17 protein-coding genes are annotated in these 16,722 nt (G+C 64.4%); 8 read left to right on the forward strand and 9 right to left on the reverse strand.

From position 1 onward, the window contains the following. Positions 1 to 86: 86 nt before the first annotated feature. From ACODSK_RS00810 to ACODSK_RS00820, 3 genes are all read left to right on the forward strand, one after another. Complete coding sequence (locus ACODSK_RS00810) at positions 87 to 1,007, forward strand: hydrogen peroxide-inducible genes activator (RefSeq protein ID WP_489013116.1); 921 nt, start codon at positions 87 to 89, stop codon at positions 1,005 to 1,007. 9 nt (positions 1,008 to 1,016) lie between these two features. Further along, the gene (recG, locus tag ACODSK_RS00815) at positions 1,017 to 3,095 is read left to right on the forward strand and encodes an ATP-dependent DNA helicase RecG (protein WP_489013117.1); all 2,079 of its coding nucleotides are present in this window, start codon (positions 1,017 to 1,019) and stop codon (positions 3,093 to 3,095) included. A gap of 79 nt (positions 3,096 to 3,174) precedes the next feature. Beyond that, positions 3,175 to 4,575, forward strand: a complete 1,401-nt coding sequence (locus tag ACODSK_RS00820) for an aminoacyl-tRNA deacylase and HDOD domain-containing protein (RefSeq protein WP_489013118.1) — start codon at positions 3,175 to 3,177, stop codon at positions 4,573 to 4,575. A 101-nt stretch (positions 4,576 to 4,676) separates the two neighbouring features. On the opposite strand, the gene ACODSK_RS00825 is transcribed toward ACODSK_RS00820, so the two are convergent. From ACODSK_RS00825 to ACODSK_RS00840, 4 genes are all read right to left on the reverse strand, one after another. Next, on the reverse strand, positions 4,677 to 5,048 hold the full coding sequence (locus ACODSK_RS00825) for a helicase (protein WP_489013120.1): 372 nt from the start codon (positions 5,046 to 5,048) through the stop codon (positions 4,677 to 4,679). 153 nt (positions 5,049 to 5,201) lie between these two features. Next, the gene (locus ACODSK_RS00830) at positions 5,202 to 5,474 is read right to left on the reverse strand and encodes an HU family DNA-binding protein (protein ID WP_489013121.1); all 273 of its coding nucleotides are present in this window, start codon (positions 5,472 to 5,474) and stop codon (positions 5,202 to 5,204) included. Positions 5,475 to 5,661: 187 nt separating this feature from the next. After that, entirely contained in the window at positions 5,662 to 6,810 is a 1,149-nt protein-coding gene (locus ACODSK_RS00835; protein ID WP_489013122.1) for an NAD(P)/FAD-dependent oxidoreductase, read from the reverse strand. 33 nt (positions 6,811 to 6,843) lie between these two features. Beyond that, entirely contained in the window at positions 6,844 to 7,011 is a 168-nt protein-coding gene (locus tag ACODSK_RS00840) for a rubredoxin (RefSeq protein ID WP_009394419.1), read from the reverse strand. A 117-nt stretch (positions 7,012 to 7,128) separates the two neighbouring features. On the opposite strand from ACODSK_RS00840, the gene ACODSK_RS00845 reads away from it, so the two are divergent. Next, positions 7,129 to 7,740: a chorismate--pyruvate lyase family protein gene (locus tag ACODSK_RS00845; RefSeq protein ID WP_489013123.1), complete on the forward strand. Its 612-nt coding sequence runs from the start codon at positions 7,129 to 7,131 to the stop codon at positions 7,738 to 7,740. After that, positions 7,740 to 8,630: a 4-hydroxybenzoate octaprenyltransferase gene (ubiA, locus tag ACODSK_RS00850; RefSeq protein ID WP_489013124.1), complete on the forward strand. Its 891-nt coding sequence runs from the start codon at positions 7,740 to 7,742 to the stop codon at positions 8,628 to 8,630. Before ACODSK_RS00845 ends, ubiA begins: the two co-directional genes overlap by 1 nt. Before the next feature lie 107 nt (positions 8,631 to 8,737). Here the strand turns inward: ubiA and ACODSK_RS00855 are convergent, their stop codons facing one another. Beyond that, positions 8,738 to 9,106, reverse strand: a complete 369-nt coding sequence (locus ACODSK_RS00855) for a COG4315 family predicted lipoprotein (protein WP_489013125.1) — start codon at positions 9,104 to 9,106, stop codon at positions 8,738 to 8,740. Positions 9,107 to 9,257: 151 nt separating this feature from the next. On the opposite strand from ACODSK_RS00855, the gene phoB reads away from it, so the two are divergent. The 3 genes from phoB to ACODSK_RS00870 all read left to right on the forward strand — a co-directional run bounded on the left by phoB (position 9,258) and on the right by ACODSK_RS00870 (position 12,796). After that, the gene (gene phoB / locus ACODSK_RS00860; protein WP_489013126.1) at positions 9,258 to 9,947 is read left to right on the forward strand and encodes a phosphate regulon transcriptional regulator PhoB; all 690 of its coding nucleotides are present in this window, start codon (positions 9,258 to 9,260) and stop codon (positions 9,945 to 9,947) included. Between the two features lie 119 nt (positions 9,948 to 10,066). Then, positions 10,067 to 11,341, forward strand: a complete 1,275-nt coding sequence (phoR, locus tag ACODSK_RS00865; RefSeq protein ID WP_489013327.1) for a phosphate regulon sensor histidine kinase PhoR — start codon at positions 10,067 to 10,069, stop codon at positions 11,339 to 11,341. A 114-nt stretch (positions 11,342 to 11,455) separates the two neighbouring features. Further along, positions 11,456 to 12,796 carry a hemolysin family protein gene (locus tag ACODSK_RS00870; protein WP_489013127.1) on the forward strand — a complete coding sequence of 447 codons (1,341 nt, stop codon included), beginning with the start codon at positions 11,456 to 11,458 and terminating at the stop codon, positions 12,794 to 12,796. A gap of 6 nt (positions 12,797 to 12,802) precedes the next feature. Here ACODSK_RS00870 and ACODSK_RS00875 read toward each other — a convergent pair whose 3' ends face one another. The 4 genes from ACODSK_RS00875 to pstB form a co-directional block, all read right to left on the reverse strand. Then, positions 12,803 to 13,699 carry a peptidoglycan DD-metalloendopeptidase family protein gene (locus ACODSK_RS00875; RefSeq protein ID WP_489013128.1) on the reverse strand — a complete coding sequence of 299 codons (897 nt, stop codon included), beginning with the start codon at positions 13,697 to 13,699 and terminating at the stop codon, positions 12,803 to 12,805. Between the two features lie 249 nt (positions 13,700 to 13,948). Further along, positions 13,949 to 14,836, reverse strand: coding sequence for a response regulator (locus ACODSK_RS00880; RefSeq protein ID WP_489013129.1), 888 nt, complete (start codon positions 14,834 to 14,836; stop codon positions 13,949 to 13,951). 164 nt (positions 14,837 to 15,000) lie between these two features. Beyond that, on the reverse strand, positions 15,001 to 15,756 hold the full coding sequence (gene phoU, locus ACODSK_RS00885) for a phosphate signaling complex protein PhoU (RefSeq protein ID WP_489013130.1): 756 nt from the start codon (positions 15,754 to 15,756) through the stop codon (positions 15,001 to 15,003). 89 nt (positions 15,757 to 15,845) lie between these two features. Beyond that, complete coding sequence (gene pstB, locus ACODSK_RS00890) at positions 15,846 to 16,679, reverse strand: phosphate ABC transporter ATP-binding protein PstB (RefSeq protein WP_075805823.1); 834 nt, start codon at positions 16,677 to 16,679, stop codon at positions 15,846 to 15,848. Between the last annotated feature and the right edge of the window lie 43 nt (positions 16,680 to 16,722).

A 16,722-nucleotide genomic window follows, 5' to 3' on the forward strand; every position in this document is an offset into this window, starting at 1 on the left:
TTTCTGTCGTACGCACGCAAGTCTGATAACGTGCGTCTATCGGTTGCAGCCGCTATGCTGGGGCCGCTACTTCATGGACGCACGTTATGACCCTTACAGAATTGCGCTACATCGTCACTCTTGCCCAGGAACAGCATTTCGGCCATGCCGCCGAACGCTGCCATGTCAGCCAGCCGACCCTGTCGGTGGGCGTGAAAAAGCTCGAGGACGAACTCGGCGTACTGATCTTCGAACGCAGCAAGAGCGCGGTGCGCCTGACCCCGGTCGGCGAAAGCATCGTCGCCCAGGCACAGAAGGTCCTTGAACAGGCCCAGGGCATCCGCGAGCTGGCCCAGGCCGGCAAGAACCAGCTGACCGCGCCACTCAAGGTCGGCGCGATCTACACCGTCGGCCCCTACCTGTTCCCGCACCTGATCCCGCAACTGCACCGGGTCGCCCCGCAGATGCCGTTGTACATCGAAGAAAACTTCACCCACGTGCTGCGCGACAAACTGCGCAACGGCGAGCTGGACGCGGTGATCATCGCCCTGCCCTTCAACGAAGCCGACGTGCTGACCCTGCCGCTCTACGACGAGCCGTTCTACGTGCTGATGCCCAGCGGCCATCCGTGGACCCAGCAGGAGACCATCGACGCCAGCCTGCTCAACGACAAGAGCCTGCTGCTGCTCGGCGAGGGCCACTGCTTCCGCGACCAGGTCCTGGAAGCCTGTCCGACCCTGGGCAAGGGCAGCGACAGCGCCAAGCACACCACGGTGGAGTCCAGCTCCCTGGAAACCATCCGGCACATGGTTGCCTCCGGCCTGGGTGTTTCGATCCTGCCGCTGTCGGCGGTGCACAGCCATCACTACGCTCCGGGCGTCATCGAAGTACGGCCGTTGAGCCCACCGACACCCTTCCGCACCGTCGCCATCGCCTGGCGTGCCAGCTTCCCGCGGCCCAAGGCCATCGAGATCCTCGCTGACTCGATTCGCCTCTGCTCCGTGGCCAAGCCGCCTGCGAGCGAGTAGGTCGTCGTCATGACCGAGTTGTCCCATGTGTCGGTTACGGCACTGAAAGGCGTAGGTGAAGCCCTGGCCGAGAAACTGGCCAAGGTCGGCCTGGAAAACCTCCAGGACGTGCTGTTCCACCTGCCCCTGCGCTATCAGGACCGCACTCGCGTGGTGCCCATAGGTGCCCTGCGCCCGGGCCAGGATGCGGTGATCGAAGGCGTGGTCAGCGGCGCCGACGTGGTCATGGGCAAGCGCCGCAGCCTGGTGGTGCGCCTGGGTGACGGCAGCGGCGTGCTCAGCCTGCGCTTCTATCACTTCAGCATGGCGCAGAAGGACGCGCTCAAGCGCGGCACCCATGTGCGCTGCTACGGCGAGGCACGCCCTGGCGCCTCCGGCCTGGAGATCTACCACCCGGAATACCGCACCCTCAACGGCAACGAACCGCCGCCCCCGGTGGACCAGACCCTGACACCGATCTACCCGACCACCGAAGGCCTGACCCAGCAACGCCTGCGCCAGCTGAGCCAGCAGACCCTGACCCTGCTCGGCCCGCGCAGCCTGCCGGACTGGCTGCCGGAAGAGCTGGCCCGGGACTACCACCTCGGGCCGCTGGACGAAGCCATCCGCTACCTGCACCAGCCGCCGGCGGATGCCGATGTCGACGAGCTCGCCGAGGGCCAGCACTGGGCCCAGCACCGCCTGGCGTTCGAAGAACTGCTGACCCACCAGCTCTCGCAACAGCGCCTGCGCGAAAGCATGCGCTCCCTGCGCGCGCCGGTACTGCCCAAGGCCAAGCGCCTGCCCCAGCAATTCCTTGCCAACCTGGGCTTCCCGCCGACCGGTGCGCAGCAGCGGGTGGGCAACGAGATCGCCTACGACCTGAGCCAGCAGGAACCCATGCTGCGCCTGGTGCAGGGCGATGTCGGCGCCGGCAAGACCGTGGTCGCCGCCCTGGCCGCCCTGCAGGCCCTGGAAGCCGGCTACCAGGTGGCGCTGATGGCGCCGACCGAGATTCTCGCCGAACAGCACTACCTCACCTTCAAGCGCTGGCTCGAACCGCTGGGCATCGAAGTCGCCTGGCTGGCCGGCAAGCTCAAGGGCAAGGCCCGCACGGCGGCACTGGAGCAGATCGCCACCGGCACGCCGATGGTGGTCGGTACCCATGCGCTGTTCCAGGAGGAGGTGAAGTTCCACAACCTCGCCCTGGCGATCATCGACGAGCAGCACCGCTTCGGCGTGCAGCAACGCCTGGCCCTGCGCCAGAAAGGCGTCGGCGGCCGCTTCTGCCCGCATCAGTTGATCATGACCGCGACGCCGATCCCGCGGACGCTGGCCATGAGCGCCTACGCCGACCTCGACACCTCGATCCTCGACGAACTGCCGCCCGGCCGGACCCCGGTGAACACCGTGCTGGTCGCCGACAGCCGGCGCTTCGAAGTGGTCGAACGGGTCCGCGCCGCCTGCGCCGAAGGGCGCCAGGCCTACTGGGTGTGCACCCTGATCGAAGAATCCGAGGAACTGACCTGCCAGGCAGCCGAGACCACCTTCGAAGAGTTGTCGATGGCCCTGGGCGAACTGCGCGTGGGCCTGATCCACGGGCGCATGAAGCCTGCGGAAAAAGCCGCGATCATGGCTGAATTCAAGGAAGGCCGCCTGCAATTGCTGGTGGCGACGACGGTGATCGAGGTCGGCGTGGACGTACCCAACGCCAGCCTGATGATCATCGAAAACCCCGAGCGTCTGGGCCTGGCCCAGTTGCACCAGTTACGCGGCCGGGTCGGACGCGGCAGCGCAGTGAGTCACTGCGTGCTGCTCTACCATCCGCCACTGTCGCAGATCGGTCGCGAACGCCTGGGAATCATGCGCGAAACCAATGACGGTTTCGTCATCGCCGAAAAAGACCTGGAGCTGCGCGGCCCCGGGGAAATGCTCGGCACCCGCCAGACCGGCCTGCTGCAATTCAAGGTCGCCGACCTGATGCGCGACGCCGACCTGCTGCCCGCAGTGCGCGACGCAGCCCAGGCCCTGCTGGCACGCTGGCCCGATCATGTCAGCCCGCTATTGGAACGCTGGCTGCGTCACGGCCAACAATACGGCCAGGTGTGACGTGTTCGGCGGAATTGGATCCAGGCCGCCAGTCAAGCTGGTTATACTCTCGCCACTGTAAAGAATTTGGATACAGACCATGATTGAAGTTGCCCTCGATACCGCAACCCCACAGGTTCCGTCTGTTATCCGGCTGCTGCTCGACAAGCTGGGCGTCGCCTACCGCGAAGTGGCCGACCACCCGCAGCTGCCGCCCGAAACCCGCGTCCAGGCCGTGCTGCTCGATGACACGGTCGGCGCCCTCATGGTGCTGTTGCCGCAGAGCCAGTTGCTCGACCTCAGCCGCCTCACCGAGCTGACCGGACGCAAGCTCGCCGCCGTACCGCTGGAGCGCCTGCAACTGATGCTCGACAAGCATGGGCTGAAGATTCTCCCCGGTATCCCGGCGCTGACCAGTTCGCCATGCCTGTACGAAGACAGCGTGCTCAAGCCCGACGCCCTGCTGGTGCAGTCGGGAGAAGCGGGCCTGCTGCTGGAGATCGAGCGCGACGACTTCCGCAAGATGCTCAGCAAGGCCAGCGCCGGCCAGTTCGGCGAGCTGCTGAGCAAGATCCACCCCAACCTCGACCGCCCGCTGGACGACCGTGACGAGATCACCCAGGCGGTCCAGGCCTTCACCGCACGGCGCATCCAGCAGCGTCTGGAGTCGACCATCGAGATTCCGCCGCTGGCCGAGACCGCGCAGAAGATCATCAAGCTGCGGGTCGACCCCAACGCCACCATCGACGACATCACCGGCGTTGTGGAAACCGACCCGGCGCTGGCGGCCCAGGTGGTCAGTTGGGCGGCGTCGCCCTACTACGCCTCGCCCGGCAAGATCCGCTCGGTGGAAGACGCGATCGTCCGCGTGCTTGGCTTCGACCTGGTGATCAACCTGGCACTGGGCCTGGCTCTGGGCAAGACCCTCAGCCTGCCTAAGGACCACCCGCAACACACCACGCCGTACTGGCAGCAATCGATCTACACCGCCGCGGTAATCGAGGGCCTGACCCGCGCCATGCCGCGCGCCGAGCGCCCCGAAGCCGGCCTGACCTACCTGGCGGGCCTGCTGCACAACTTCGGCTACCTGCTGCTGGCCCACGTCTTCCCGCCGCATTTCTCGCTGATCTGCCGGCACCTGGAGGTCAACCCGCATGTCTGCCACAGCTATGTCGAGCAGCACCTGCTGGGTATCAGCCGCGAGCAGATCGGTGCCTGGCTGATGCGCTTCTGGGACATGCCGGAAGAACTGGCCACCGCCCTGCGCTTCCAGAACGACCCGCACTACGCCGGCGACTATGCGCCGTTCGCCAATCTGGTCTGCCTCTCGGTGCGCCTGCTGCGCGCCCGTGGCATCGGCTCGGGCCCGGACGAGGCGATTCCGGACGAGCTGCTCGACCGCCTGAGCATCAGCCGCGAGAAGGCAGAGGACGTGGTGAACAAGGTGCTGGAAGCGGAAGTGATGTTGCGCGAGCTGGCGTCGCAGTTCAGCCAGCACTAAAGGGATTTACGGCCTCATCGCTGGCAAGCCAGCTCCCACACCCCCTGTGGGAGCTGGCTTGCCAGCGATGAGGCCAGCTGCATCAGCACTGTACTGATGCCCTACTTCTTCTTCGGCTTCAAATACTTCATCAAGCCCTGAAACCAGATCACCAGCGCCGGGTTGCCCTTGATCTGGATGGTCTTGTCCTGAATCCCCTGCATGAACGCCAGTTGCTTGTTCTTCGCCTGCAGCGTCTCGAAGCCGAAGGCCGCGTCCTTGAAGGCGATGGCGAAGGCCGGCGCCGGATGGGTGCCGCCACTGCTGCTGATGCGGCTGTCCTTGACGACAAAGTGACGTGCCGCCTTGCCGTCCAGGGTCTGCAACTGGAACACCAGGTCCTTGTCCTTCAGCTGTTGCTGGAACGCCGGATTCTTGCGACTGGCCCGGGCCATCAACAGCCCCATGGCCCAAAGGAGAAAGCGGAACTTCATGAATGCGCCTCGGTGAAAAAGTGACTGGCGCGCGCAGTTTATCCTTTTAATGAACGAAAGCTACTGATCCAGCGGTATTTCTTGCACGTTCGCCACAAAACAAAACGGGCATCCCCAGATGCCCGTTTTGCCTGCACTCGATGGATCACACCATCAGTTGACGCTTTCCTTGAGGGCCTTGCCTGGCTTGAACGCCACGGTATTGCTGGCCTTGATTTTCACCGGCTCGCCGGTTTGCGGGTTCTTGCCGGTACGAGCGCCCCGGTGACGCTTCTCGAAGGTGCCGAAACCGACCAGTGTCACGGGGTCCGCATTGCCCAGCGACTTGCTGATTTCTTCCAGGATGACATTCAGTACCTGGCCGGCCTTGTCTTTGGTGAGGTCGGCCTTTTCAGCGATGGCTGCGGCGAGATCGGATTTGCGCATGGTGAAGCCTCTTTGACGGGATTTTTGTTGTTATGCCGTGCTGCCCTCGAAGGCAGCGCCCAAGGCACCGCAGGCTCTAGTCTGCGGCAGACGGGAGTGAGGATGGCACGCCGTCCGGGGCCGCGCCAGTCTCTGCGCGGCCATTGAGCGGGCAATGGAAGGGTAAATCCGACAGAACGACCGGTATTTACGCCAGCAAGGCCGGAAGCTGGCGATTCAAGGCCAACTTCTCCATCACCGCACTGCCGGTAAGGGCATAGCCGAGCAACTGGCCCTGAGCATCGTGGCAGAGCACTTTCAGGTCGCCGCCCTGGCCTTCCACACTCCAGCTTCCTTCGCTTCCAAGGGGCGGTGGCGACACCACCAGCGGGCAGACCGGGGTCTTGACCGTGATCGGCATCGGCCCGTAGCCGACCGCCGTCGGCTTGCCAGCCAGGGTCTGCGCCAGTGCCCGGGCGCCGCTCATCAAAGGCATCACGTAGAGCAGATTGAGGCCATCGACCTCGGCGCAGTCGCCCAGGGCGAAGATATTGGCGTGGGAGGTGCGCAGTTCCCGGTCCACCACCACGCCGCGATTGATGCGCAGCCCCGCTGCGGCGGCAAGATCGGTGCGCGGGCGCAAGCCGACCGCCGACACCACCAGGTCACAGGCGATCAGCGTACCGTCCGACAGGTGCGCCTCCAGGCCGTCTCCAACCCGTTGCAGACGGGTCAGCACCGGCCCCAGGTGGAAACGCACGCCAAGCCCTTGCAGACCCGCCTGCACCGCCGCAGCCGCCGCCGGATGCAGCAAGGTCGGCATGACCTGTTCGCACGGCGCCACGACCTCCACCTCGAAACCACCCAGGCTCATATCGTTGGCGAACTCGCAGCCAATCAGCCCGGCACCTAGGATCAGCACCCGGCGCTTGCCCGCCGCTGCTGCACGAAAGCGCGCGTAATCCTCCAGGTCATTGATCGGGAACACCGCGTCGCTGGCGTCGCCTTCCATCGGTACCCGCACGGTCTCCGCCCCCCAGGCCAGCACCAGGTCGCGATAACGCACCTGTTCCTCGCCGATCCACAGGCGCTTGTGGCCCGGGTCGATGCCGCTGATGCGCGTGTGGGTGCGGATCTCGGCCTTGAGCTGCTCGGCCATGGCGCCCGGCTCGGCCATGCTCAGGCCGTCGGCGTCCTTGTTCTTGGCAAAACCGGTGGAGAGCATCGGCTTGGAATAGGAGCGGCCGTCGTCCGCAGTGATCAGCAGCAACGGCGTCTCGCCATCGAGCTTGCGAAATTCGCGGGCGAGGTTGTAGCCCGCCAGTCCGGTGCCGATTATCACTACGGGATCGGTCATGCCTTGAGAGTCCTTGTCAGGGTTAAAAACGGATCAGCCGATGGCGATCATTTCGAAATCGGTCTTGCCTACGCCGCAATCCGGGCACAGCCAGTCTTCCGGGACGTCTTCCCAACGGGTGCCGGGGGCGATGCCGTCATCCGGCCAGCCCTCGGCCTCGTCATAGATCAGGCCACACACCACGCACTGCCACTTTTTCATTGCTGCATCTCCTCGGGTTCAGGCCAGGCACGATCATGGAATTATGGAAATGGCGATCGGCCGTCAGCGGGCTTTGTACTGAGCCCGGCCTGGCGATGCAAGTCGCCCGGGGCAAACATGTTAAGCTTCGCCGCTTCACTGGCCTGTAACCCCATACCTACCGTGCCAAACGAATCCCCGCAATATCCCGCCGTGCACTGGGCGCCGCATGACGCGCGGCTCGCCGCCAGGACCCAGGCGCTGACCCTCGACTGGCTGTTCGACCAGGGCTCCCTGACCCGCCGCCTGATCCGTCTGTCCGCCGATCATTTTTCCGTTACTCCACTGTTCGAAGGCTGGCAGCCCCTGCGCGATGACGAGTGCCTGGCCCTGGGCCTGGCAGCCGGCAGCGAAGGCTGGGTGCGCGAAGTCTATCTGCGTGGTCACGGTGAGCCCTGGGTATTCGCCCGCAGCGTCGCCGGCCGCCAGGCCCTGCGCAACGACGGCCTGGACCTGGAAGCCCTGGGCAGCCGCTCGCTGGGCGAACTGCTGTTCTGCGACCAGGGCTTCGTCCGCCAGGCCATCGAAGTCTGCCATTACCCCTCGGCCTGGCTGCCTGCCGAACAGGCCGCCGATAACCTGTGGGGCCGGCGCTCGCGCTTCGATCGCGGCGCCCTCGGGGTGCTGGTGGCGGAAGTGTTCCTGCCCGGCCTGTGGCACGCCACCGAAGCGTTCAAGGAGGTCCGCTGATGTACCTGAACCTGCTCAAGTCGCTCAACCGCCTGCATCCGCGGGCCTGGGACTTCATCCAGCTGAGCCGCATGGACAAGCCGATCGGCATCTACCTGCTGCTGTGGCCGACCCTGTCTGCGGTGTGGATCGCCGGCAACGGCTCGCCGAGCGTCGCCAACGTGCTGATCTTCCTGTTCGGCGTGGTCCTGATGCGCGCCGCAGGCTGTGCGATCAACGATTTCGCCGATCGTAAGGTCGACGGCCACGTCAAGCGTACCGCCGAGCGCCCGCTGGCCGCCGGACGGATCAGCGCCCGCGAAGCCCTGGCGCTGTTCGCCCTGCTGGTGGGTATCAGCTTCCTGCTGGTGCTGTGCACCAACCAGAAGACCGTGCTGCTGTCATTCGGCGCGGTGGCGCTGGCGGCCTGCTACCCGTTCATGAAGCGCTACACCTACTACCCGCAGGTGGTGCTCGGCGCGGCGTACTCCTGGGGCATTCCCATGGCCTTTACCGCGGCCAACGGCGAGCTTCCGGCGATCGCCTGGCTGCTGTACATCGCCAACCTGCTGTGGACGGTGGGTTATGACACCTACTACGCCATGGTCGACCGCGACGACGACCTGAAGATCGGCGTGAAATCCACCGCGATCCTGTTCGGCGAGGCCGACCGCATCATCATCCTGTCGTTGCAGGGCGCATCGTTGCTGTGCCTGCTGCTGGCGGGCAACCAGTTCGGCCTGGGGGGCTGGTTCCACCTGGGGCTGCTGGGTGCGGCGCTGTGCTTCGCCTGGGAGTACTGGTCGACGCGAGGGCTGGAGCGGGAAGCCTGCTTCAAGGCGTTCCTGCATAACCATTGGGCGGGGTTCATCATCTTCGTCAGCATCGTGATCGATTACGCCACCCGCTGATTCTGTGTTGTTGCTGATGGCCTCATCGCTGGCAAGCCAGCTCCCACAGTTACGGTGTGCGCCGATCCTGTGGGAGCCGGCGTTGCCGGCGATGAGGCCAGTGAAGCCTACGGCTTGGCCACGTGCCAGACGTCCTTCATGCCGTCACCGGTCATCTCGCCGGCCTTCTTGTCCTTGACGAAGGTGTACAGCGGCTTGCCGTCATAGGCCCACTGCATGCTGCCATCGTCGCGCTTGATCTGCGTCCACTTGCCCTCGGCCTTGTCGCCGGCCGTGGCCATCAACGGCGGCCAGTTCTTGGCACATTCACCGGCACACATCGACTTGCCACCACTGTCCTTGTCGAAGGTGTAGAGGGTCATCCCGGCATGGTCCACCAGCATGCCGTCCTTCTCCATGGCCGGCGCGGCCAGTGCCACTCCCGGCAGGGCCAGGGCTGCGCAAAGCGCCATCCAGTTCAGCGTATGTCGTGTCATTGGATTCACCGTCTTGTTGTTGAAGTGCGGGATTTAAAGCCTAGCTCAGTAACAGAATGTTGCTGCAACGGCCCCCGACTTGTCACACAGCTGCAATAATTCCGTTATCTAATGCGGGCCAAGACACCTGAAGCTGGGAAGAGGTTTGAGCATGGTTGGCAGGAACATTCTGATCGTCGACGACGAAGCGCCCATTCGCGAAATGATCGCCGTTGCCTTGGAAATGGCCGGCTATGACTGCCTGGAGGCGGAGAACTCCCAGCAGGCCCACGCCATCATCGTCGACCGCAAGCCGGACCTGATCCTGCTCGACTGGATGCTCCCGGGCACCTCGGGCATCGAGCTGGCCCGCCGCCTGAAGCGCGACGAGCTGACCAGCGACGTACCGATCATCATGCTCACCGCCAAGGGTGAGGAAGACAACAAGATCCAGGGCCTGGAAGTCGGCGCCGACGACTACATCACCAAGCCGTTCTCGCCGCGCGAGCTGGTCGCCCGCCTCAAGGCGGTACTGCGCCGCGCCGGTCCTACCGATGGCGAGGCCCCGATCGAAGTAGGCGGCCTGCTGCTCGACCCGATCAGCCACCGCGTCACCATCGACGGCAAGCCGGCCGAGATGGGCCCCACCGAATACCGCCTGCTGCAGTTCTTCATGACCCACCAGGAACGCGCCTACACCCGTGGCCAGTTGCTCGACCAGGTCTGGGGCGGCAACGTCTACGTCGAGGAACGCACCGTCGACGTGCATATCCGTCGCCTGCGCAAGGCGCTGGGTGAGGCCTACGAAAATCTGGTACAAACCGTTCGCGGTACCGGCTACCGTTTCTCGACCAAGAGCTGAGCCGCCCAGCGCAAGGCTTCAAGCAAGAGCACAAGGAGATCGGCTCCAGCCCCTGACCTGGAGCTGATCCGCAAGGATTCCAATTGAACCAGAACTGGCACGGCACCCTGATTCGCCACATGCTGCTGCTGATCACCGCCTGCCTGCTGGTCGGGCTGGTCAGCGGTTACTACGGCTGGGCCCTGGCCCTCGGTCTGGCGGTCTACCTGGGCTGGACCCTCAAGCAGATGCTGCGCCTGCACCACTGGCTGCAGGAGCACAAACCCGACGAACCGCCACCGGACGGCTACGGCCTGTGGGGCGAGGTGTTCGACAGCATCTATCACCTGCAACGCCGCGACCAACGCGTGCGCGGGCGCCTGCAAGCGGTGATCGACCGTGTCCAGGAGTCCACCGCCGCGTTGAAGGACGCGGTGATCATGCTCGACAGCGAAGGCAACCTGGAGTGGTGGAACCGCGCCGCCGAAACCCTGCTGGGCCTGAAGACCCCGCAGGACAGCGGCCAGCCGGTGACCAACCTGGTCCGCCATCCGCGCTTCAAGGAATACTTCGAGCAGGAAAACTACCTGGAGCCGCTGGAAATCCCCTCGCCAACCAGCGACCGCGTGCGCATCCAGTTCCATATCACCCGCTACGGCAACAACGAGCACCTGATGCTGGTGCGTGACGTGACCCGCATCCACCAGCTGGAGCAGATGCGCAAGGACTTCGTCGCCAACGTCTCCCACGAGCTGCGCACCCCGCTGACGGTGATTGCCGGCTACCTGGAGACCCTGCTGGACAACGTCGAGGACGTGAACCCGCGCTGGACCCGCGCCCTGCAGCAGATGCAACAACAGGGCGGGCGCATGCAGACCCTGCTCAACGACCTGCTGCTGCTGGCCAAGCTGGAAGCCACCGACTACCCCTCGGACAATCACCCGGTGACCATCGACAGCCTGCTGACCTCGATCAAGGGCGATGCCCTGGCGCTGTCCGGCCAGCGCAACCAGCGCATCAGCCTGGAGGCCGAGCCTGGCCTGCGCCTCAAGGGCAGCGAGGCGGAGCTGCGCAGCGCATTCTCCAACCTGGTGTTCAACGCGGTGAAGTACACCCAGGACGGTGGCAATATCCGTATCCGCTGGTGGGCCGACGAACAGGGCGCGCACCTCAGCGTGCAGGACTCCGGGATCGGCATCGACGCCAAGCACCTGCCGCGCCTGACCGAACGCTTCTACCGGGTCGACTCCAGCCGCGCTTCCAATACCGGCGGCACCGGCCTGGGCCTGGCCATCGTCAAGCATGTGCTGCTGCGCCACCGCGGCCGCCTCGAAATCAGCAGCGTGCCCGGCCACGGCAGCACTTTTACCTGCCATTTCCCGACGGCCCAACTCGCTGCTGCAAAGGCTTACTGATCCAGCGGACTTTGCATTTGCGCGACCAGCCGCTACATTGGCGGACCGTGCCAGCACAAGCTGGCACCTATTTCTTCCTATTTCAAAAAAGACGGAACCCCGTAAAACCCCATCATGGATCCTTCCTCTAGTATTTCCCTCGCCTCGCTTTTCGCCGATTTCGGCATGATTCTTTTCGCTCTGCTGCTGGTCCTGCTCAACGGCTTCTTCGTTGCCGCCGAGTTCGCCATGGTCAAGCTGCGCTCGACCCGGGTCGAAGCGATTGCCGAGCAACACGGCTGGCGCGGCAGCATCCTGCGCACCGTGCACAGTCAACTCGACGCCTACCTGTCCGCCTGCCAGCTGGGTATTACCCTGGCCTCGCTGGGCCTGGGCTGGGTCGGCGAACCGGCCTTCGCCCACCTGCTCGAACCGCTGCTGGCTGCCGTTGGCGTGCAGTCGCCGGAGATCATCAAGGCGGTGTCGTTCTTCAGCGCCTTCTTCGTGATTTCCTACCTGCATATCGTGGTCGGCGAGCTGGCGCCAAAATCCTGGGCGATCCGCAAGCCGGAACTGCTGTCGCTGTGGACGGCCGTGCCGCTGTACCTGTTCTACTGGCTGATGTACCCGGCCATCTACCTGCTCAACGCCAGCGCCAACGCCATCCTGCGCATCGCCGGCCAGGGCGAGCCGGGCCCGCACCACGAGCACCATTACAGCCGCGAGGAGCTGAAGCTGATCCTCCACTCCAGCCGCGGCCAGGATCCGAGCGACCAGGGCATGCGCGTGCTGGCCTCGGCGGTGGAGATGGGCGAGCTGGAGGTGGTCGACTGGGCCAACTCCCGCGAAGACATGATCAGCCTCGACGTCAATGCGCCGCTGAAAGAGATCCTGGCGATGTTCCGCCGGCACAAGTTCAGCCGCTATCCGGTGTACGACGCCGAGCGCGGCGAGTTCGTCGGCCTGCTGCACATCAAGGACCTGCTGCTGGAACTGGCCGCCCTGGATCACGTTCCGGAGTCGTTCAACCTGCTGGAGCTGACCCGGCCGCTGGAGCGCGTGTCCCGGCACATGCCGCTGTCGCAGCTGCTGGAGCAGTTCCGCAAGGGCGGCGCGCACTTCGCCCTGGTCGAGGAAGCCGACGGCAAGGTGATCGGCTACCTGACCATGGAAGACGTGCTGGAAGTGCTGGTCGGCGATATCCAGGACGAACACCGCAAGACCGAGCGCGGCATCCTCGCCTACCAGCCGGGCAAGCTGCTGGTGCGGGGTGATACGCCGCTGTTCAAGGTCGAGCGCCTGCTGGGCATCGACCTCGACCATATCGAGGCGGAAACCCTCGCCGGCCTGGTCTACGAGACCCTCAAGCGGGTTCCGGAAGAGGAAGAAGTGCTGGAAGTCGAAGGCTTGCGCATCATCATCAAGAAGATGAAAGGGCCGAAGATCGTTCTGGCCAAGGTGCTCAAGCTGGATTGAGCCGCGTCAGGGGTTGCCGGCGGTGAAGTTCGGCAACCCGCCGATGGGCTGGCTGAACTGGTAGGGAATCGACTCCACCGCCAGCCCGACATTGCGCTGCACCACGAAATGCAGGTGCGGCGCAGTACTCCTCCCGGTATTGCCGGACCGCGCCAGCGGCGTGCCGTAGACCACCTGCTGGCCCTGGCGCACCAGCACCGAGCCGCGCATCAGGTGCAGGTACACGCCCATGGTGCCGTCGTTGTGCAGGATCCTCACGAAGTTGCCCGAGGGCTGGGTACCCCGCCCGCTCTGCTGGTTTTCCACCTTGACCACCACACCGGCCCGCGCGGCGATGATCGGCGTGCCCTCGGGCATGGCGATGTCCATGGCATAGCGGCCTTTCGGACCAAAATGGCTGAAGCGACCGTTGGGCCCCTGGGTCAGGCGGAAGGGCCCGCCACGCCAGGGCAGCGGATAACGATAGGCCTGGGGCCGCAATGACGGATCGCCAAGGGCGGTGCGCAAGGTTTCCTTGTAGCTGACCTTCTGCCCCGGCCGAAGCGCCGTAAGGCCGGTCAGGGCCACCGTGGCACGGGGCGCGATCACCCGTCGCACCACCCGCGGCCCGGCCTCCCGGGCATTGCCCAGGCGCTCCAGGCGCAGCTCGACCTCCACCGGGGCGTACAGCTCGTTGTACACGGAGAAATGCACGCCGCCGGGATGGGGCGTGGCCTGCAGATGGACCTGGCTGTCGAGTTTCTCGTCCATGCGATCGCGGAAGATGAACGGACGTGCGCCGACGATCGGCCGATCGGAGTAGGTGACGACGCCATAGGCGTCCCTGCTCTGGTAGATGGTCATGGCCAGCGCCGGTCCGGCGGATAACAGCAGTGCACAGAACAGCAGCAGGCGAGCGGGCATGACGGACGGCCCTCTGACGACGGTGTTTTTCAGGTATGTCGTCGAAGCCTAGCAGCGCGAACGGGCGCCAGAAGCCGTGGAAACCGCTTGAGACGGTTGCAGCCGATCAGCGGTGGCAATTTGCCGCTAAACGGCCATATATCGCTGGCAAGCCAGCTCCCACAGGGTCCGCAGCGACACCGAACCCTGTGGGAGCCGGCTTGCCGGCGATAGGGCCAGCAGCAACGACACACAAGGTCCGGAAAGCGATCACGCGCCCGGAATGTACTGCTTCTGCGCAGTCCCGCGAGCAATCAGTCGCGACAGGTAGTCGAGCTTCTGCGCGTCCTGGTCGACGAAACGGAAGATCAGTTGCAGCCAGTCGCTGTCCGGCTTCGGCTCCATGGCCGCGACCGAGTGCAGGTAGCCGTTGAGGCGGGCGATTTCCGAGTTCTCGCCCTGTTCCAGGTCGAGCACGGCGCCCTCCAGCACTTGCGGCAGGGCATCGCTGCGACGCACCACCAGCGAGGCTTCCTTGAGGGTCAGGGCCTTGATGATGCACGGCTGGTTGCCACTGGACAGGCGCAACTGGCCCTGGCCACGGCCAGTCGGCGATGCCGGCGCGGCAGGTGCCGGCGTCGGGGCGTTGATCAAGGGCTTGGCGGCAGGAGCAGCGGCAGCAGGCTTGGCGGCATTGGCAGTCAGCGCCGACAGCGAGTCATTGGCAAAGCCGGTGGAAGAACGTGCCGGACCACCCGCCATGGCGGCGTCCAGCTTGCCGACCTTGTGCAGGGCTTTCTTCACCTTGGTCAGCAACTGCTCGTTGGTGAACGGCTTGCCGACATAGTCCGAAACGCCGGCATGGATCGCCTGGACCACGTTCTCCTTGTCGCCACGGCTGGTCACCATGATGAACGGCAGGGCCTTGAGCGCGTCCTGCTGGCGGCACCAGGTGAGCAACTCGAGACCGGACATCTCCGGCATCTCCCAGTCGCACAGGACCATGTCGAAGACATCCTTGGTCATCAGGGTCTGGGCCTTGCGCCCGTTGACCGCATCTTCGATGACCATGCCGGGGAAATAGTTACGCAGGCATTTCTTTACCAGGTCACGGATGAACGGCGCATCATCCACAACAAGCACACTGACTTTACTCATCGCCACTCCTTCCTGATCCCGACTAGCATAACGTCGACTGATGGCCATTTGCCAAAACTTCGGCCACGCCGGGACAACAACACATTCGTTCGCGGGTGCCTTCTATTGCGCTGCCGCAAACGAAAACGCCCGGTCAAGGCCGGGCGTCAGTTCTCGGGGCAGTCTTATTTATCGTCAGTTTCGGCCGGAACATTAGCCTTTTCGACACCCTGGACTTCTTCTTTCATGCGCTTGAGGCCCATGTGCCGCACGTCGGTGCCACGCACCAGGTAGATCACCAATTCGGAGATGTTGCGCGCGTGGTCGCCGATCCGCTCCAGCGAGCGCAGGGCCCAGATCACGCTGAGCACCCGCGAGATCGAGCGCGGGTCTTCCATCATGTAGGTGACCAGCTCGCGCAGGGCGGTCTTGTACTCGCGGTCGATGGTCTTGTCGTACTGGGCCACGGACAGGGCCAGCTCGGCGTCGAAGCGGGCGAAAGCGTCCAGCGCATCGCGGACCATGTTGCGCACCTGGTCGCCGATATGGCGGACTTCAACGTATCCACGCGGCGACTCGCCTTCCTCGCACAACTGGATGGCGCGGCGGGCGATCTTGGTCGATTCGTCACCGATCCGCTCAAGGTCGATCACCGACTTGGAAATGCTGATGATCAGGCGCAGGTCGGAAGCGGCCGGCTGGCGGCGGGCGAGGATGCGCACGCATTCCTCGTCGATGTTGCGTTCCATCTGGTTGATCTGCTCGTCGACTTCACGCACCTGCTGGGCCAGGCCGGAGTCGGCCTCGATCAGCGCGGTGACGGCGTCGTTGACCTGCTTCTCGACCAGCCCGCCCATGGCCAGGAGATGGCTGCGCACCTCTTCGAGCTCGGCGTTGAACTGCTGGGAGATGTGATGGGTAAGGCTGTCTTTATCGATCATGCTTTCGCTCCGCAAAGCTGCCGGCTCCGAGCCGCAAGCTTCAAGTCATTCGTATCTGTCCCGGGCACCGCCTGCGCTGACGCCTGTTCCTAGCCGTAGCGACCGGTGATGTAGTCTTCGGTCTGCTTCTTGGCCGGGTTGGTGAACAGGGTGTCGGTGTCGCCGAATTCCACCAGTTTGCCCATGTACATGAACGCGGTGTAGTCCGAGACGCGCGCCGCCTGCTGCATGTTGTGGGTAACGATGACGATGGTGTACTTGGACTTCAGCTCGTAGATCAGCTCTTCGACCTTGAGGGTCGAGATCGGGTCGAGTGCCGAGCAGGGTTCGTCGAGGAGCAGGACTTCCGGCTCGACGGCGATGGTCCGGGCGATCACCAGACGCTGCTGCTGACCACCGGAAAGGCCCAGGGCCGAGTCGTGCAGGCGGTCCTTCACTTCGTCCCACAGGGCGGCGCCCTTCAGGGCCCACTCGACCGCTTCGTCGAGTACGCGCTTCTTGTTGATGCCCTGGATGCGCAGGCCGTAGACCACGTTTTCATAGATGGTCTTGGGGAACGGGTTGGGCTTCTGGAACACCATGCCGACGCGGCGACGCAGCTCGGCAACGTCTTCGCCCTTGCGGTAGATGTTGTTGCCGTAGAGGTTGATGGCGCCCTCGACGCGGCAGCCGTCGACCAGGTCGTTCATGCGGTTGAAGGTGCGCAGCAGGGTCGACTTGCCGCAGCCGGACGGGCCGATAAAGGCGGTCACGCGCTGTTTCGGGATATTCATGCTGACGTCGAACAGGGCTTGCTTGTCGCCGTAGAACAGGCTCAGGCCCGGCACTTCGATGGCCACGGTTTCTTCGGCCAGGCGCAGGCTCTGCTTGTCGCGACCCAGGGCCGACATGTCGATGCCGTGGGAGTGGGATTCATGCTGCATGGTCAGACTCCATACGCTATCAATTTCGTTTCATCGAACCGCC

Source organism: Pseudomonas sp. FG98 (genome assembly GCF_057808595.1).